The following is a 19,773-nucleotide window of genomic DNA, read 5'->3' as shown; positions in this document are numbered from 1 at the left end:
AAAGTTTTTGTATGATCGTTGGAGTAATCACTTTTTTGCACATAAAGATTCTTTTCGGTGGCTTTCCGATAACAGACATAAATACAGAAAAAAATCCCCAGTATTAACAGATAGTATTCAAATCCCAAATCCTTTAAAGGCATATTCGAGTCATAGAGTATCATTGAAAAGCAAAAAATGAGGACTGAAAACATGAAATAAATGAAGTAGCGATTAAAAATATCGAAACCATTTTCATCATAAACTAAGCGTTTCTTCTCAATGCTTTTTTTGGTATCCAGCCCGAATAATGCAATCATCCTATGAGTTAATCAAATCCAAAAACTGTTGTTCGTCCAAAATAGTAATTGTTCCGATGTCTTGGGCTTTTTTTAGTTTGCTTCCTGCTTTTTCACCAACCACCAGATAATTAAGGTTTTTAGAAACTGCAGAAATATTTTTTCCGCCGTGTTTTTCTACCATTTCTTCGGCTTGCTCTCTTGTGAATAAAGATAATTTTCCTGTGAAAAGGAAGGTTTTGTTTTCTAAAACGGTACTCAAAACTTCGTTGGTGCTTTCGCCTTTTTCGAGTTGAATGCCATAATTTTTCAAACGTTCAATCATCAAAAGGTTTTCCTGATTTTGAAAAAATTCAACAATGCTTTCAGCGATTTTTCCACCAATGTCTTCAACCTGAGTTAATTCTTCGGCAGTTGCATTTTTCAAATCTTCAATTGTCGCAAAATTCTTCACCAATTTCTTAGCAACCGTTTCACCAACGTGTTTGATGCCAATTCCATACAAGACTTTTTCAAATGGAATTTGCTTTGATTTTTCAACGCCATCAATGATATTTTGAGCCGATTTTTCCGCCATTCTTTCCAAAGGCAACAATTGTTCTTTGGTCAAAGTGTAAAAATCAGCTGGGTTTTCAATTAATTTTTCTCGATACAATTGCTCAATCGTTTCGCTCCCGAGATTCTCGATGTTTAAAGCTTTTCGAGAAACATAATGTATCATTCTTCCGACAACTTGTGGCGGACAATGCAAATCGTTTGGACAAAAATGAATCGCTTGGTCTTCAACTTTCACCAATTCGGTTCCACATTCTGGACAATTTGTGATGTATTTTACTTCCTCGCTTTCAGCAGTACGCTTTTCGGTGTTAACGCCAACAATTTTCGGGATAATTTCACCACCTTTTTCTACGTAAACAAAATCGTTTTCGTGTAAATCAAGTTTTTTAATGATGTCTTCATTGTGTAGAGAAGCGCGTTTTACAATCGTTCCTGCAAGCAAAACAGGTTTCAAATTAGCAACTGGCGTCACAGCTCCTGTTCTTCCAACTTGGTAAGAAATGCTTTGCAATTCGGTTTCAACCTTCTCGGCTTTGAATTTATACGCCATCGCCCAACGAGGAGATTTTGCCGTATAACCCAATTGACGCTGATGTTTTAAAGAATTAACTTTAATTACAATTCCATCAATTTCAAAAGGCAAATTGTGACGTTCAGTATCCCAATAATTAATGAAATTTTTGACATCCTCCAAAGTGGTGCATAATTTCGCTTGGTCTTCTGAAACTTTGAAACCCCAATTTTTAGCTTTTGCAAGCAAATCCCAATGCGTTTCCGCTGGGAATTCTTCTGCAATATATTGATACAAAACCGCCGAAAGTCCACGTTTTCTAACTTCCGCAGAATCTTGCATTTTCAAACTTCCACTTGCTGTATTGCGTGGATTCATAAAAGGATCGAGGCCTTCTTCCTCACGAATTGCATTGAGTTTGTCAAAGTTTTTTCGGGTTAAATAAATTTCACCTCGAATAAAAAATCGGTTCGGGAAATTGCCATTTAATTTTAAAGGAATATCGGAAATTGTACGCACATTATTTGTGATTTCATCGCCTTGAAATCCGTCGCCACGTGTAACTGCTTGCGAAAGCTGTCCATTTTCGTACAAAATCGAAATTGAAGCGCCATCATATTTCAGTTCCGCAACAAATTCCACAGGTTCTTCAATGGTTTTGATGATGCGCTTTTCCCAATCTTCCAAATCATCAAAATCGTAAGAATTATCCAAAGAATACATTCTGAATTGATGTTGCACTGTCGGGAAATTCTTAGTTACACCACCGCCAACACGCAAAGTAGGAGAGTTGGCATCCGCAAATTCGGGATGTTTTTCTTCTAAATCTTGCAATTCTTTAAGCAAAGCATCGAATTCGAAATCCGAAATACTCGGCTCATCAAGAATGTAATAATTGTAATTGTGTTGGTGAAGCTCTTCACGCAAAGCCTCTATTTTATGCTGAATCTCCTTGGACATCTTTTTGAAATTGTAAAAACAAAGATAATAAAACTTGCTTCAAAACTTTGATTTCACCATGCCAAATAATAATTTATGAATATGAGGATTAAAACAAATATTGCTAGAAACATCCTTCATATTAATTGTGATTTTTAAAGGTGTTATTTAAAAAAATTGTTATAAATATTCAATTTTTATTTAATAATAGATAGAATTTAAACGTCAAAAAAAAATATTGTATCAAATATGGGACATATGTTTATATATTTGCAAAAAAATACAAAATGATTAAAATATTTATTCCTATAGCATTCTTATGTTCTGTTTTGTTTTCTGCACAAGTTGGTATTAACACAGCTACACCTGATACTACTTTAGATGTGAGAGCGATCAATCATCTCGGGACCGTTTCTCCAGCAGATGGTATATTAGCTCCGAGAGTGAGCTCCTTGTCAGTAAATGGTACAATTAATGGACAACTCGTTTATCTTATTGCCGATGCAGCACCTTATTTTCAAGGTTTTCATTATTGGGATGGTGCTAAATGGATAGCAGTTAGTGTAAAAGCGGCTAATAGTTGGTTAACAACAGGAAATGCAGGAACCACTTCTGCGAACAATTTTATTGGGACTACGGACAGTAACCCTCTTCGTTTCCGAATCTATAATACCGCCTCTGGTAGAATTGATCTTAGCAATACTTTTTTTGGATATAGTTCTGAAACAGCAGGACAAAACGTGAATAATAGTACGGTGGTCGGTGCAAGTTCTGGCTATAGTATTAATGCGCCTGGGGCAACCATTATTGGAGCTCAAAATGCTGTTTCAGCTTTAACAGGAACCAGTAATACAGTTATAGGCTATTATTCTGGACGATCTTTAACATCAGGTACTCAGAATATTATTTTGGGAGAAAGTACTGGTAATTACATTGTTGATGGATCTAATAATGTTGCTATAGGTAATCAAGCCTTAGGATCTACTACAGGATCTATTGGTAGTAATATTGCAATAGGAAATCAAGCAGGAAAAGCAATAAATGGATATAATAATATTCTTTTGGGACCTTCTGCCGGAGCTGAATCAACAGGCAATAATAGTATTTTAATTGGTTTGAGCGCGGGTGGACAAAATGGAGCAGGTGATAATGTTATGATAGGCAGCAACAGTGGTGCAAATGCAGGTAATGGCACTATGAATACCTATCTAGGAAGCAATACAGGGCAGTATGCAAAAGGTTCTGGAAATACGGCGCTTGGATATATTGCGCTTTCTGCTTCTGCCGGAAATACTGCAACACAAAATAACACTGTTGTTGGATCTTACGCTGCAACATCTTCAATAGGTCAAAGTAACGTTATTGTCGGTAGAGGCGCTGGGCAAGGTTCTGGTGGTGTGAATGGTTCTACTGGAAATCAAAATACATTTTTAGGAACTAATGCAGGAACCAATTACAATTCAGCAAGTAATAATGTTGCTATCGGTTATAATGCTGCACTTACTAATTATTCAGGAAATAATAACATCAACATTGGCGCTTTTTCAGATATTTCGGACAACCTAACGAACGCAACGGCTATCGGAGCAAATTCCAGAGTTGATCAAAGTAATTCTTTGGTTTTAGGTTCTGTGGTAAATGTCAACTATGCTACAAGTTCTACAAATGTTGGTATTGGAACTACAAAGCCTAATAGTGCACTTCAGGTAGTTGGAAGTGTAAGTATGTCCATAAAAATTATTACTGCTAATTATACCATTGCAGATTACGATTATCAGATTGTAAATAAATCCACTACTCCAATTACTATAACCTTACCAGCTGCGTCGAATGCAAACATAGGACGAATTATAAAAATCACCAATATGAATAGTACAAGTAATGCAACACTTAAGACCATCATAGGAGGAACTTTTGTTTTAATGGGATCTTCACAAGTATCTTCTACCGCCAACGTCAATCAATTTTCTACGTTCCAAAGTGATGGTATTAACTGGTATGAATTAGAGGTTTCATAAGAAAGTAGAATTTACTAATCAAGTAAAAATCATTAATTCTAAATTAGTATTTTCACCTGATTAATTCTATCAAATGAAAAAGACACAAATAATTGCGCATCGTGGATTCTGGCAAACCAATCCGGAAACCTCTGAAAATTCCATTCAAGCTTTAAAAAATGCTCAAGAATTACAAGTTTACGGTTCCGAATTTGATGTTCAAATGACAAAAGATGAAGAGCTCATCGTCTTTCATGATGAATGGATTGATGCTTTGAAAATTGCCGAAACAAATTTTGAGGATTTAAAAGATTTAAAACTTTCAAATGCTGAAAAAATTCCTCGTTTTGAAGATTATTTAATTCAAGGACAGAAAAATCCAAGCTGTAAACTTATAGTAGAATTAAAACCTTGCAAAAGCAATGAATTGGAAAATTTAATGGTGAAAAAAGCATTGGATTTAATTCAAAAATATGATTTAGAAAATCAGTGTGAGTTTATTTCTTTTAGTTTAAATATTTGTAAAACAATTAAAAAACAGAAACCAAATTTTATAGTTTTTTATTTGAACGGTGATTTGAATCCACAAGAATTGAAAGAAGCAGGTTTGGATGGTTTTGATTACGATTTTGAACTGCTTTTAGAAAATTTAAATTGGATTTCTGAAGCTCAAAATTTAGGTTTAAAAACCAATTCTTGGACAGTGAATGATGCTGAAGTTTTTGATAAACTGTCAGCTGCGGGAATTGATTTTGTGACGACAAATACGCCTGATGTCTTCCTGAGTAAGTAACTTTAAAACTTAAAGAATCTTAACATTCGCAAAAAGCAAAAATTTAAAGAAAGCTTTTAAGAAGCTGTTTTCTCCTGTTTTTTTGTTATTAAAAGTTAAAATATACATTTAGTTAATAGTCTTTGTAGACGATTCGAAAAAGCATTTGTTACCTTTGCAAAACGTAAAGTTTAATCATAAAAAATTAAAAAAATGACGAGCTTAAAAGGAAAAAACGCAATCGTAACAGGCGGTGGAAGAGGATTAGGAAAGGCTGTTGCCATTGCACTTGCTAATGAAGGTGTAAATATCGGAATTACTGGAAGAAACGAAGAAAATCTTAAAAATACGGTTGACGAACTTAAAAATTTAGGTGTTAATGCAACTTATTCTGTTTTCAGTGTTGATGATGAAGCAGCGGTAAATAATGGCATTAAAACTTTAGTTGCTGATTTAGGAAGCATCGATATTTTGGTAAATAATGCTGGAATTGGTGACTTTGGGAAAATCAATGATATGAACACTGAAGTTTGGGAGCAAGTCATGAAAACCAATTTGTTTGGCGTTCTTTATACTTCGAAAGCAGTTTATCCATTTTTGAAAGAAAAAGGTCAAGGTGACATCGTAAACGTAGCTTCTACAGCAGGTCTTAAAGGTGGCGCAGGAATGTCGGCTTATGCAGCGAGTAAAGCAGCGGTGATTTCTCTTTCGCAATCGATGATGGCAGAATGGAGAAAAGATAATATCCGTGTGATTACTTTAACGCCGAGCACCATTGCATCTGACATGAGTATTCAAGGAGGATTAACCGACGGAAATCCTGAAACGGTTCTTCAACCAGAAGATTTTGCAGAATGGGTTAGAGATATTCTCAAAATGAATCGCAGAGCGATGATTGCAAACGGCTCTATTTTTTCTACGAATCCGTAGTTTATTCAAAAAATATAAAACGAAAGCGCAACCAAGTCTGGTTGCGCTTTCTGTTTCAACTTAAATGTATAGAATTAAAATACTACTTTTTAATAATTAATTTTTGAGATTGGTCAATTCCAAAACCTTCAACTTTTACGATATATACGCCATTTGTAAGTTTGGATGTGTTGATGCTCTCATTAGATCCAGAAGTAATTTTGCTTTCCGATACTAGGTTACCAACCATATTGTAGATTTTTACAATAAGATTACCTTTAGTATTTTTTGCATTGATGAATACTTGATCTTTGGCAGGGTTAGGGTAGATACTAAGATCTGATTTGGTCGCTGCTTCATTCGTTGCAAGTTTACATTCTCCAGGAACATTAAAGTCTTCAATTTGATCGTACAAATCTGGATTTGGAGTTCCGTTATCTGTTACCCAAAGACCATTTAAACCTCCTGACTGTGCATTAACACCAAGACCTCTTTTAGCGAATGTTTCCCAAATTAGACATTTGTTAGCACCATTGTTGATCTGTTGATCTGCTTGCAAAATCGCATCTCTCCCTTGTGCGAAAGTTGGATTACATGGTTGTAACTTCATACCATCCATTACCAATTGTAAGGTTTTGGCAGTTCCACTGTTTGGGTCAGCCGTTACATCATAGTTATAGCCATATTTGTCAACCATGTTCCACGTAAGATCCCAAAGCATTGTTGCCCAAACAAATCCAATTGAGTGAACATCTGGTTGGGTTCCGAACACTACACCAAAAATTGCAGCAGGAACTTCCATACCATTGGTTTTGCCATACGTATAGTTATTGATACTAAAGTTGGGAGAATATTTTGCAGGACGAATTCCTAGACCTGTTGGTGATTGGCTTACAGCATAAGTTCCCATTCCTCTTGGGACACTCGCATTATCTGTTGGTCTTAGTGTAAGCATTAATGCGAAATAATCTGACCAACCTTCGCCCATTTGCTCATTATCTTCAGTTGCAAGTAGACAAGAACCATCACCTGCACCTGTCAACCTGTTAGAGATACCATGTGTATACTCGTGTGCAACAATGGCGTTATCTAGACTTCCATCAGGTTGAGCAACTGTTGAATAGTCTTTATTAATTGTAACATTAAGATTTTGCCCTTGATCAAGTTTGTTTTTTAGCTGTAATCCTGATGCGTTGTCGATCAATGCGCTATAGACATAATCTACGTAAAACGCTGGACCGTACGCAACGATTTGCTCATCTGGGCTAGCATTGTAAAATACTACTCCAGCTGCTTTTGCATTTGCAGCTGCAGTAGATTTATCTGTAAAGGTACAGTTGCCTCTTTTAACCAACATTATTTTGCCAGCAACATTATTGGTGATATTTGTACAGGCATCTTCTGGTTGTGCAATGACCAAATCACCAGTCACACCGCCAGCAGGCCAAGTTGGGATTGTTACAGGGAACTTTGTGTTGGTAGAGAAATTTGATAAGTCACCTGCCGTATTAACATGGACACCGCTATAATAGCTTGGCGACCAAAGGTACATCTGCATAATTGGTGCATTTCCTTCTGGGAAAGGTTGGAAGTTCGCGTTATCTACACCGCCACCATCTTGTCCTTGTGCATTAACAAAATCTTCGCCTTCGCCACCGCGATCGAAGTTGTTATATTGAAAGTTTCTAGCTGTTTCTGTAAACCCAAATTGATAAGAAACATCATGCACCATATTGTTAATATAGAAAAGGTTGGTTAACGCTGCATCTCGGAAAGTATTTGCAGGTAAGGCACCATCGTATGGGAAGTCAAAAATTTTGTCTGGACCACCATAAGCTAATTGATCAAGATCTTCCAACTTGTTGGTGTCATAAGGATCAGAATAGGCAACAACATTATTCCCAATCGTATATTCTTGGAACATTTCAAAATCTGGGTTTTGCGTGTCGTTCCAACCAAACGGTGCATAGCTTGGGTTAAAAGGTTCATTAACAATAGAACGAGTACCAAAAGTTGGTGATTCTACTGGAAGTTTGAAAACATTATATTTTCCAGCACTTGCTTTTACCAAAGAAGAAGTTGCTGCTTTGTTTAAAGGATATGCAACTGTTTTTGTTGCATTCTCATCATCGTAATTTTGATTTAAGAAATTCTCACTGTCATGGAAATGATCTTTTACAGTTTGGTTAACTTGTAGAAGAATTTGCGAATTTTGCGCGTCTACTAATGTTAACCAACGGTCTGGTGTTCCTTTCTCTGTGAAAGTTATTTGGTGTGCAAGGCGTGCTTCAGAATCTTTAATGTAATACACAAGCTGATCAATAACCTCGTTAGCCGAATTCACTTTTGCTAGACCTTTTTTCTCAGCTACATTTTTAGCAAATTTATAAGAGTTTTGATCTTTAATTTTTAGCTTATTAGCAGCAATCGTAAAAGCAGCTTCTGGTGATAAACTTGCTTTTCTATCCGCAATTTTGGAAGTACTGATAACAGAGTTAGCAAAAGAATTGGTTGCATATACAATTTTATTGTCTCTAATTAAGAAGTTGGCTGATTTTCCAAAAACAGGAATGTCATTAATTTTTTGTTGAACGACAACAACATCAGCTTTCATCGATTTTGAATTATCAACATTAATAATGTTAAAATCTGTGGCAACACTTGGTACAGATGCCATACGTTTATCAGCTTTTAGATAGCTAGAAATTTGTTCTTGATAAGACTGTGCACTTCCAAAAATAAAAGAAAATACTGCAGGAAGAATTAAAAGCGCCTTAAGTTGATTTTTTTTCATATTAACTCGTTTAGGTGTTATAAATATTTAGTTTCCTAGATATTTAAAAATTAATAATAGATGTTTGGTTTATTGTAAAAATTAAATGTAATATCTTTAAATTTTTACCATTTCAAAAATATATTTTGCAAATGGATTTGATTTTAGAAAATATTACTGTTTTGCTTCGGTTCTAAATATACAAACATTTGTTAATGATGCAAGAAAATTTTAAATTTTTTGTAAGTGTTTGATATATAATTAATTATAGATTTAATTCCTTTGGTTTTCATTGGTTTATAGATAATTTATCTATACAAAAACTAACTAACGTTAGTTCTTTTTTATGTTTTAATTAAAATTTACGAATATTTAAGCTTGCGTTAATAGTGGTGTAAAATGTTGTTTTTTTATATTTAATATTAATTGATTTCGCAAAAATTAGCAGATTAAATTGAGAAATGTTTCAATTTGAAATATCGGCGGGATTTTATTTAAGATTGTCCATTACTAAGCCCTTGAACGAAATTTTTAAAAACTTGGTTTTGTCTTTAAAATTTCAGAATACTATATTTGCTTCAGTAAAATTTTCAATCTATGAAGTTCTTTTTTGCCATTCCTCTTTTGGTTTCTGCTTTATTTTCTGCTCAGGAATTAGAAAATACATCGAATCTCGGTTCATTTTCTACAAAGCTAAAATCGGATAATCAAGTAACCAATATTTTGTTTCTTGGCGATTCTCATATTCAGGCGGGCTGGATTCCGAAAGTCTTGAGAGAGCATTTTCAACAGAAATATGGTAATGCAGGAAGAGGAACGCTTTTTCCTTATGCTGTGGCAAATTCTAATGGCCCCCAAGATTATACTTCCGTTTCTAACCAAGCTTGGGAAACGTTTCGTTTGGTTTATGAGCAGGATGTTTTCAAGGAAATGGGCGCTTTGGGTTTTGTGATGGGAAATAAAAAAGATTCGTTTTTAAACATTCAATTTAATGCAACCGACAGTGATTTCGATGAGGTTAAAATTTATAATGATGCATCGATGTCTGGCGAGAATTTTACAATTTATGAAAGTCCAAATGCTTTAAAGGATTTTGTAAAACCTAAAAAGACTATTGAGAAATATACTGTCCAAGAGGGAGAAACTTTTCCAGAGTTGGCAGCGAAATTCAATATTGTAACAACGCGTTTGGTGCAGCTAAGTGGGAACGCCATTAAGAATCCAAAAGCAGGGCAGGTGGTAACTGTGGAAAGGGCGGAACCTATTTACGATGCCAACTTTGAAAACGATATTAAAAAAATAAGTGATGGAAAATTTACAGGAACGGAAACGACCTTTAAATATCCAAAGTCAACGAACAATTTTCTGATGGAAACCAATGCTAAAAATGGAAATATTCTGTATGGTTTTCAGTTTTTGAAAAGCAAAGTGACCAAAGGTGTTGTTTTTAATACGGTTGGTGTAAATGGTGCTACTTATGCGGATTTTGTTAAATTTCCGTTGCAACTTCAACAATTAAAGAAGACCAATCCTGATGTTGTTTTTATTTCGCTCGGGACTAACGAAGGTGTAAGTTCTATTTCTAAAGATGATTTTATTAAAAACGCTGGCAATTTGATTTCGGAATTAAGAAAAGAGAATATTAATCTTCCGATTGTTTTAATTTCTCCAACCGATAACAATATGAATGGAAAAAAAACGGCTGAGGTTGTTCTATGGATAAAAGAAGTTAGCGAAAAGTTTAATACGGCGTATCTCAATATGTACAAGGCGACAGGTGGAGCTGGATATTTTTCGAAGTCTTTAAAAGCTAAAAAAGCCAATGCCGATACTGTTCATTTCATGCAATCGGGTTATGAGGAACAAGGCGAATTGATTTGGAAAGCTTTTGAAAACTATTTGAAGTAAGTTTTTTGTAAACAAGCGTTTTTCTTGATATATCCACGCATTTTAAACAAAAACAAAATAATACGGTTTTGAAAAAGCTCCGTAGGAGCTTACTGTTAATAGGAATGTTAGAATTTCACATTTGAGCTCCGTAGGAGCGACCTGATAATTTAAAATTGGTTTCTACTGAGTTTGGGATAATAAAATTAACATCAGTTAGTTGAGATTTTGAAAAAATCATATTGAGAACTTCTTTCAAAAATTTCTCGATACACTTCACTACGCTGCGTTACTATAAATAACGCTTCATATAAATTGACATTCTTCTAATTAAATTGGAAAGCTCCGTAGGAGCATACTGTTAATAGAAATATTGGAATTTTGCATTTGAGCTCCGTAGGAGCGACCTGATAATTTGAAAATTAGTTCTTAGTGAATTCAATATAATAAAATTAACATCAGTTAGTTGACTTTGAAAAAATCATATTAAGAACTTCTTTCAAAAATTTCTCGATACGCTTCGCTTCGCTACGTTACTCGAAATGACGTTTCGTAAAGATTGACATTCTTCTAAGTAAATCGAAAAGCTCCGTAGGAGCTTACTGTTAATAGAAATATTGGAATTTACATTTGAGCTCCGTAGGAGCGACCTGATAATTCGGCAAATCATTCTTAGAAGACTCATCCAAAAAACTCGAAAATTTTCAAACCTCCGATTTCAAAAATATTTTAAACTTTAAAAATTAGAACTGTAGATAAATCGGCATTACTTGCTCCGACGATTTAAAGAATCCATACAAAATAAGGAACCCGAAAAATGCCAAAACGTAAACCAATAACGGAACGCGTCCCAATTTATCAATAACTTTATCTGGGAAAGTATCTGGAATAAAGTGGATACAAAGTGCAAAAGCAGTCATCCAAAGCACGTATTTATAATTTTCGTAGAATGGCATAAAGACTTCCCAATCGAAGTTGTAGACAATCTGATGAATCATCGACATGGCAATATCAAAATTTTCAGCTTTGAAGAAAATCCAACAAAAACATGCAAAATGGAATGTAATGATGACCATTACAAAATTGTAAATTTTAGAATTATTAAAGCCTGAGAAAGCTTTGCCAGTCAGCATCATCCATATTTTATGAATTCCCAATGCAATACCATGCAGAGCACCCCAAATAATGAAATTCCAGCTTGCGCCATGCCAGAAACCGCCTAAAAGCATTGTTGTCAATAGGTTAAAGTTGGCGGCAATTCCTTTTGGTTTTTTATTTATTAATGGTGGTAAAATAAATATTAATAAGAAAATCGCAGTGACAATTCCGGAATACAAATAGGATAAATCAAAGAGGTGATTCATCATCAGAAAAGTTCCTCCCAGAAACAGAACCACGAATAAATACGATGCAAATGTTGCATTTCTGTTTCCTCCAAGCGGAATGTAGAGGTAATCTTTCAGCCATGAAGAAAGGGAAATATGCCATCTTCTCCAAAATTCGGTAACGTTGGAACTTTGATAAGGCGAAAGGAAGTTTGGCGGGATTTTAAAACCTAACCAAAGTGCAATTCCTATCGCAACATCACTATAACCACTAAAATCACAATAGATGACCATCGCATAACCATAAAGTGCAAACAGGTTTTCGACACCTGTGTGCAAAGAAGGATTATCAAAAATATAGTTGACTAAATTTAGCGTGATATAATCGGAAATTACCAGTTTTTTGATTAAGCCCGAAACAATTAAATAAAATCCTTTTGCAAAATCTTTTTCCGAAACATAATAAGGTTTATCAATTTGTGGAACAAAGTCGTGCGCTCTTACAATTGGTCCCATCATTAATTTTGGAAAAAAAGCAAGGAATAATAGATAATCTACAAACTTTTTTGCCGGTTTGAAGTCGCCACGATAAACATCAATCGTATAACTTAAATTTTCGAATGTGAAAAACGAAATTCCTATTGGTAGAAGTATATGCAGAGGATTAAATCCGGTTTTAAAAATCTCGTTGGATAGTTCGATAAAGAAGTTGGTGTATTTAAAATAGATTAAAATTCCCAAATTAAAAATGATACTCAACAGCAACAAAAGCTTTTTAGAAGTCTTCTGTTTGGCGTGATAGATACTATTGGAAAGTCCATAATTGACGAGTCCGGAAATAATTACCAAAAGCACAAAAGCCCCACTTGCTTTGTAAAAAAAGTACAGGGAGAAAAAGGTAAATACATACTTTCTCGCACCGGTTTTGTTTCTCAGTAAATAAAAAATGACAATAAATAAAAAGAAGAAATACACAAAAAATCCATTGTTAAAGAGCAAAGGATTCTTTGGGTCGTAGATGAATTGCTGCAAAAAAGCATTAACATCGAAACGGTTTATAAAATCGTACAACAATTTACTGTCCATTTGTTTTCTTAGGGCTGTATTTATGATAATCGTTCTGGATTGCTTCAAAAAGTTTTTTTGCCAGCACTTCGGCACCTTTATGATTGGGATGCACGTAATCTTTATTTGCTAATGGCGGCGATTGCTCTGCCCATTTTACAATCGAATTGGCACCACCCATCGTTTCGAATTGGTTATAAAAAGCAAAACCATTATCGAAAGCCAGTAAAGCTTGGGTTTCCAATAAGTTTGGTAGTCCAATAGCCGTTTTGAAAACACCATCATATTTGAAAGCACGGTCGGCACTACTAATTATTAAAAAGTCAGAATCCGAAAATGCAGTTTTCATCTTCTTGAAGACTGGTGACATCATTTTCGTATAATAATCATAATTGGTGTCATTCGGGCGGAATAATAAATTAACGCCGTATTGCAGAACAATCAAATCGTAGTGATTGGCTTGCTGCACCGATTTCATAAAATCTTCGCTCAGTTTGTTAAGTTCAACACCTGTGATACCACGGAATGAAAAATTATCAACGAAAATTCCGCTTTCGCTTTCGAAGCTTACACCATACAAAACGTCGTTTGCATTTTCAGATTGAAGCTTTATCATTTTTGAAGCGTCTTTAGAAAGAACTTGTCGGTTAACCAGTTCCGAAGATTGCAAGGCAACAGATGTCCCGTTATAACGAATACTTTTTGGATTTGTTTTACCAAAAATTAAAGATTTTTCTATTAAAACTTCTGGTGTTGTAATGGTATTGTCGGTAAAAGAAGCCGAACCTTGTCCTGTGAAATAATGACCGGAAAGGTACATGTTTTTAGCACCTTTCGTCATGAAGTTGGTATCTTCCCAGTTGCTTCCCGAAGCCGTTGCTGTTTGACGGAAACCACTTGTAAGAGAAGTAATTGGTAAATAACCAACACCAGAACCGCCGTATTCTTGCTGCAACAGTGCACGAAGTGTTTGTGTTAGCAAATCGCCCTCAATCATGCTGTCGCCAAAATATCCGATTCTGATTTTTATTTTTTCGCCATTTTTTAGACGTTGCAGTTTTTCTGCAAAAGAAGAAAGCGCACTTTGATTATCTGTTTTGAAATTGGTAATCAGTTGCGGTTTTTTATAAAGCTCAAAATCGGTTGCAGTTGCTGCCGAATCTTTAGCTTTAGAAGCTATGACAGAATCTTTAACGTTTGTTTTTGGAGCAGAATCTTTTCCTTTTTTATCGGAATGAAAAACATCAGAAACTAAGTTAATGCGGTCAAAGGGCTCCCAACTGTAATTGAAAACCTCAAAGATGATTGATACAGAAAAGTATAGAAAGAAGCTTAATAAAGTAACATAAAGTACTTTAGAGATACGGTTGTCCAATTTTCATCATTAAAAAAGTGATGCAAATTTACATTCTTTTCAGAATCTGACAAAGCGAAATTTAATTAGAAATTTTAGAAATAATGGAATTTATTCTCGATTTCCATACTTCAGGTTGTGTAGAATATCCTGCTGCTGCCATTGCCTTGACCCATTCTGCATAATTTTCGGAACCTTTTAGCTGGGCGTAGTATTTTTTGCGGCTAACCATTTGGCAAAAAGCTTCATAACTTTCTCTGACAGAGGAGAAGCTTTTGTATTTTGAAGAAGAAACTGTATTTTTTCCTGCGATACCAAAGTGATTATTAAGGATTTTGCTGTTTTTGCTTGTTCCGCCTCCCGATTCTACAAATGCGATAGAAAGTATAATGGTTGCGGGAATTCCGTATTGTGATGAAAGTTCTGTTGCTAAAGATTTATAATCTTTTACATAGGATTGTTGTCCTTTTGCAAATGTAAAACCTAAAGTTAAAAATAAACTTACGATAACGATTTTAAAGCTAGTAAAATGTCTCATGGGCTGATTTCTGGGTGCGAAGGTATAGCACCAAAACTGGCGGAAAAAATTTTTAAGACTATTTAACGCGTTATCATGGTTTGAGTTAAGTTTTAGTTTAAAAATATGTTAAAATTATTTAACATTTGTATTTAAATAATTGTAAATCAGTTGTTTGTGTTGTTTTTGAAAAGCTTGAAAATGTTAAAAAAATGATTTTGAATCTCTGTCAGCTCCTTTGGATAAGGCGATAGCGGAAGATTGCTGTTTTTTGCTATTTTTGACCAAAATATGCCTAAAAATGAATGAGTTGCATTTTTTTCGAGAAGAATTGAGTTTCAATTTTTGAATTTAAAAATCCCGTCCTTTTATAAAGACGGGAGATTTTTTTTTAACGCAATGCAATTGAAGATGTACATACGTCAGTTCGTGTAGATTTTGCAAAAATTGTATCGGGAAGCCCGACATTAGTTGCAAATGATTAATCTCTAATTATAAACCTGAATTCCATTATAAATATTCCATTAATATCAATAAGGACGGGCTTTAGCCCGTTTGTAAATAATAATCAATTTTAAATCGGCTTTAGCCAAAAATATTATAAAATTTGGCTGAAGCCAATATTTTGACTGCTTTATCATCTTTTATCGGGCTAAAGCCCGACGCAATTCATATCTTATTATTGAATCTTATATTGAAATAACAGTCGAACTCAGGTTTGTAAATAAAATTTGATATTTTTTTGTTTAGTTCTCGATACAGTTTCTTTCATTTCGTTACAGAAACTTACTCGAACTGACGGAAGCAAGGTCACTTCATCTATACGATTGAAGATGTACACACGTCAGTTCGTGTAGATTTTGCAAAAACCGTATCGGGAAGCCTGACATTAATTGCAAATGATTAATCTCTAATTATAAACTGAGTTCGATTATAAATATTCCATTAATATCAATAGGGGCGGGCTTTAGCCCGTTTATAAATAAGAATCAATTTTAAATCGGCTTTAGCCAAAATATTATAAAAATTTGGCTGAAGCCAATATTTTGATTGCTTTTATCATCTTTTATCGGGCTAAAGCCCGACGCAATTCATATCTTATTATTCAATTTTATATTGAATTAAAAATCGAACTCAGGTTTGTAAATGAAATTTGGAATTCTTTTGTTTAGTTCTCGATACGATTCGGTATTCGAACGAACTGATTTTAACCCCGAATTATCTTTAGATAAAACCACCAAATGAGGTGGTTTTATTGTTTTAATGATGGGTGGTTTTTAGATTTCTCCGGCAATTTTTCTTAGCCTTTCATTTTCGGTTTCCAGTATTTTAATATACTTTTCCCGATATTCATCATTATGAAAGTGCATATTTTCTGCTTTTGGACCAATGTTACTCTGTACCAGATGATTGTTGGATATGTTAAAAATTTGTGAAACATCAAAATTTAATATCTGGGACATTTCTACCTGCAAAACCTCTGCAATCTGCTGGATACGGGAGATGGTAACATCGGTTTCGTTTCTTTCGATTTTACCGTAAGCACTTACGCTTAATCCAAGACGGTCTGCGATGTCTTCGCGCGTCATATTTTTCAGCTCCCTGAATTTCTTGATGCTGTCTCCAATGTTCAGTTTTTGTGGTTCCATACACTTTGGTTGTAAATTATTCCGTAAAAGTAACCAATTAATCTTTTAAGTAGCATAATAACTCTGTGTTTTTTCATATTTCTCTGTAAAATTTTAAAAATTTGCAATCAGATTCTAATAAGCTGCTTAAGTCATAAGATTTTTTAGATATTGACAAATAAATGTTTAAAATTAAAAACAGCTTTTCAGGAATCATTTATTAAGCACAGAATAATCAATTTTAATAATATGATGAGAAAACAAATTTTATTGCTTGCACTATTTGCAGTTTCAACGGCTGCCTATGCCCAGCAAGGACGCGTGGGGATTAATACATCCACGCCGAAAACCACAATGGACATAAACGGAAAGGCAGATGTCTCTGGTATTTCCCTCGCTACAGATGTGACGGGATTACAGGCTCCCCGACTAACAAGGCTGGAGCTTACAAACAAAGGCAACACGCTTTACGGAACCGACCAGAAAGGAGCTCTTGTTTACATTACGGATGTTTCTGCTGGGGATAATCTTTCCCAAAGGATAAACATAACCGCTACAGGATACTATTATTTTGACGGAAGCTTGTGGCAAAAAGTAGGAAGCGGAAGTATAGCTGGCGACAAGACCGATGATGAGTGGATAAATGACCCTGCTAATGCAATGGTAAAATTGGGCAAAAAATCTGACGGAACCACCGCACGGGATACCAATACCGACTTTGTGGCTTTGGATAACGGAAACGTTGGGATAGGAACCGCTGCACCCACTCAGAAACTCGAAATTAAGACCACGGGAACTGCCGCTGCGCCTGTTACAGGTTTTAAGCTGGGAGACGGTAACCAGTCTGCAGGTTACGTGCTGACCTCAGATGCTAATGGTATCGGAACATGGAGGCCTATTGCAATAGAGAGGATAAATGGTGTTTTGGGAGCGGGAGTTAATATTCCTTTTACGAATAATAATTTTTTAAGAACCGGTTCTTATATAGATTTGCCACAGGGAAAATGGGAGGTTTCCGTTACGATGCTGATGCCTGTAACAGCAGGTACAATGACTACAAATGACTGGCTTTGGATGAAGACTACTTTTTCAGGATTAAATCAGGCAAGCATAAACGATGGTCAGCAGACAGCGGATTTTGTAGGAACTACTTATCTGGCAAGCGGGATGTTCTCGGGTCCGAGAACTACAGCCACTAATCAAAAATATGATATGTTGTTTGGAAAACTGATTATCAATAATAACACTACGCTTACAAAAAGGTATTATTACTATGCAGGATTGCTCGATGCAAGAGAATATACCTCTGGTACGGGAAAATCGACACAATTCGATACGTATGGTGGAAATGCTTGGGGGGAGAACTCAATTGTTGCGGTAAGAATTCAATAATTGTACTTTCATAATAACAAAAACCATTTCGTAAGAGATGGTTTTTTGTATAATCCTGTAATTCGGGATGAGGGGTTTGTTTTTAATACTTAAAAATTGTTTGTATTTCTTTGATAAACGAAGTAGCATTGTTTACACAAAAATTGTATCGAGGACTTCTTTCAAAAACTTCTCGATACACCTCCTTTTGGTCGGCACCCGAAGTGACGTTGCGGTTAGCAAATAAAAAATGTTTAAAGGAAAACAGCAACATCAAGCCCCGCAGGGGCGTCATCAACAGCATAGGGCTGCGCTTTATGAAAAGGGGCGATATCAATAGTCACGGGTGCGACCCGTGGAGAATATGAAAAACCTAATCGAAATGCAGAACGGAAAATATTGAACCCCGCAGGGGTTCAATAATTCCCCTCCTTTGGAAATCGAGGAACGAGATTCGCCGATTCCATTAAAAACAAATAAAAAAGGGGAGGCACTGGTGCCTACAGGGCGGGGTGGTGTACCAACGGCTATTAATAATTGAAGCCCTTTGGGCTTCCTCTAACCAAACCTAACAGGTTTCAGAAACCTGTTAGGTTTTTAAAAATACAAAAATGAACTTCAAGGAAATACACATAGGGCAAATGGTAGAAACATTGGTTGCAGAAAGCGGGATAGAAATATCCCGAATCTGTAACTTCTTTAAATGTTCCGAAAATGAAATAAACGAAATGTACACACAGGAAAGCCTCCCCACAGATATTCTGTTGAAATGGAGTAAGCTGTTGGAATACGATTTTTTCAGGCTTTATTCCCAGCATCTGATATTGTATGCACCGGTTGCAGCACAGGAAAAGAAACAAAAAATCAGAAAGACTACGCTCCCGCAATTCCGTAAAAACATCTATACCAAAGAGGTCATTGATTTTATCCTCGAACAAATGAAAACAGGGGAAATGACCAAAACCGAAGTGATGGAACGCTACAGAATACCCAAGACAACTCTTTACAAATGGATAGAGAAATACAAAAGATAGAAGTTATGAATTATGAGTTATGAAAATCAACTAAGTCCGAAGGGGCGATACATTGATAACCACGAGTGAAACCCGATGAAAAGGATTCAGCCCCGAAGGGGCGGTACATCAATAGCCCGGGGTGTAACCCCGGGAAATTCACAATTATTTAGAATTTTATGAAAAATACCCAACCCGATTACAAAACAATCTACACCGATATTCTTAATAAATTGTATCCCGAAAAAATTGCAGAATGTACTAATCTTCTTCAAAAAAAATCTTTATCTGCAATAGACGTTCTATGGCTCAATGAAAGAATTTTCGGAAAATCTGATAAAACGAACCAAAAATACCACTCTTATCACAAATCTGATATTCTAAAAATATTGGATTACCAGAAAAAACACAAACTCAACAACAGCCAATTGGCAAATCATTTTAAGCTCAGCAGGAACACCGTGGCAAAATGGAGGAAGATGTTTATTGTGTAAATTTTAATTGTTTTTCATTCACTTTGGGTAGATTTTGCAAAAACCATATCGGGAAGCCCGATATTAGTTGTAAATGATTAAACTTTAATTATAAACCTGAATTTCATTATAAATATTCCATTAATATCAATAGGGGCGGGCTTTAGCCCGTTTATAAATAATAATCAATTTTAAATCGGCTTTAGCCAAAATATTATAAAAATTTGGCTGAAGCCAATATTTTGACTGATTTTGTCACAATTAAAGTGTTTAAATTTAAGTAAACTAGGATTAAAACTGACGCAGCCAATGACATACTTAATTAAAAATAATCGATTTAGGTGTTATTGTGGATATGCAGAACATTTAAACATTCTTTATAATTTTTTTTTGACCTAATTAA

13 protein-coding genes are annotated in these 19,773 nt (G+C 35.1%); 7 read left to right on the top strand and 6 right to left on the bottom strand.

What is annotated here, in order from left to right; genetic code table 11:
* Positions 1-300: 300 nt before the first annotated feature.
* Positions 301-2,307 (bottom strand): NAD-dependent DNA ligase LigA, encoded by a 2,007-nt coding sequence (ligA, locus tag Q1V95_RS08400; protein WP_300672661.1) that lies wholly within the window; start codon positions 2,305-2,307, stop codon positions 301-303.
* Between the two features lie 266 nt (positions 2,308-2,573).
* Between ligA and Q1V95_RS08395 the strand changes: the two genes are divergently transcribed.
* The 3 genes from Q1V95_RS08395 (at position 2,574) to Q1V95_RS08385 (ending at position 5,985) form a co-directional block, all read left to right on the top strand.
* Entirely contained in the window at positions 2,574-4,304 is a 1,731-nt protein-coding gene (locus tag Q1V95_RS08395; protein WP_300672659.1) for a hypothetical protein, read from the top strand.
* Positions 4,305-4,377: 73 nt separating this feature from the next.
* Positions 4,378-5,076: a glycerophosphodiester phosphodiesterase family protein gene (locus Q1V95_RS08390; protein WP_300672657.1), complete on the top strand. Its 699-nt coding sequence runs from the start codon at positions 4,378-4,380 to the stop codon at positions 5,074-5,076.
* Between the two features lie 192 nt (positions 5,077-5,268).
* On the top strand, positions 5,269-5,985 hold the full coding sequence (locus Q1V95_RS08385; RefSeq protein WP_300672655.1) for a 3-ketoacyl-ACP reductase: 717 nt from the start codon (positions 5,269-5,271) through the stop codon (positions 5,983-5,985).
* Positions 5,986-6,067: 82 nt separating this feature from the next.
* Here the strand turns inward: Q1V95_RS08385 and Q1V95_RS08380 are convergent, their stop codons facing one another.
* Positions 6,068-8,758 carry a T9SS-dependent M36 family metallopeptidase gene (locus tag Q1V95_RS08380; RefSeq protein WP_300672653.1) on the bottom strand — a complete coding sequence of 897 codons (2,691 nt, stop codon included), beginning with the start codon at positions 8,756-8,758 and terminating at the stop codon, positions 6,068-6,070.
* 576 nt (positions 8,759-9,334) lie between these two features.
* Here Q1V95_RS08380 and Q1V95_RS08375 point away from each other — a divergent pair.
* Entirely contained in the window at positions 9,335-10,645 is a 1,311-nt protein-coding gene (locus Q1V95_RS08375; RefSeq protein ID WP_300672651.1) for a GDSL-type esterase/lipase family protein, read from the top strand.
* A gap of 722 nt (positions 10,646-11,367) precedes the next feature.
* Here the strand turns inward: Q1V95_RS08375 and Q1V95_RS08370 are convergent.
* From Q1V95_RS08370 to Q1V95_RS08355, 4 genes are all read right to left on the bottom strand, one after another.
* Positions 11,368-13,035 (bottom strand): MBOAT family O-acyltransferase, encoded by a 1,668-nt coding sequence (locus Q1V95_RS08370; protein ID WP_300672649.1) that lies wholly within the window; start codon positions 13,033-13,035, stop codon positions 11,368-11,370.
* Positions 13,025-14,389: a hypothetical protein gene (locus Q1V95_RS08365; RefSeq protein WP_300672647.1), complete on the bottom strand. Its 1,365-nt coding sequence runs from the start codon at positions 14,387-14,389 to the stop codon at positions 13,025-13,027. The genes Q1V95_RS08370 and Q1V95_RS08365 overlap by 11 nt, the downstream gene beginning before the upstream one ends.
* Before the next feature lie 61 nt (positions 14,390-14,450).
* Positions 14,451-14,906, bottom strand: a complete 456-nt coding sequence (locus Q1V95_RS08360; RefSeq protein WP_300672646.1) for a glucosaminidase domain-containing protein — start codon at positions 14,904-14,906, stop codon at positions 14,451-14,453.
* A gap of 1,256 nt (positions 14,907-16,162) precedes the next feature.
* Entirely contained in the window at positions 16,163-16,534 is a 372-nt protein-coding gene (locus Q1V95_RS08355; protein WP_300672645.1) for a helix-turn-helix domain-containing protein, read from the bottom strand.
* 150 nt (positions 16,535-16,684) lie between these two features.
* Between Q1V95_RS08355 and Q1V95_RS08350 the strand changes: the two genes are divergently transcribed.
* From Q1V95_RS08350 to Q1V95_RS08340, 3 genes are all read left to right on the top strand, one after another.
* Positions 16,685-17,905, top strand: coding sequence for a hypothetical protein (locus Q1V95_RS08350; RefSeq protein ID WP_300672643.1), 1,221 nt, complete (start codon positions 16,685-16,687; stop codon positions 17,903-17,905).
* A 590-nt stretch (positions 17,906-18,495) separates the two neighbouring features.
* Positions 18,496-18,918, top strand: coding sequence for a transposase (locus Q1V95_RS08345; RefSeq protein WP_300672641.1), 423 nt, complete (start codon positions 18,496-18,498; stop codon positions 18,916-18,918).
* A gap of 158 nt (positions 18,919-19,076) precedes the next feature.
* Complete coding sequence (locus Q1V95_RS08340; RefSeq protein ID WP_300672639.1) at positions 19,077-19,391, top strand: helix-turn-helix domain-containing protein; 315 nt, start codon at positions 19,077-19,079, stop codon at positions 19,389-19,391.
* Positions 19,392-19,773: the final 382 nt, after the last annotated feature.

Source organism: Soonwooa sp. (assembly GCF_030151385.1).
Classification (GTDB): Bacteria; Bacteroidota; Bacteroidia; order Flavobacteriales; family Weeksellaceae; genus Soonwooa.
The sequence above is the reverse complement of the archived record's forward strand: the minus strand, read 5'-3'. Positions and strand labels throughout refer to the sequence as shown.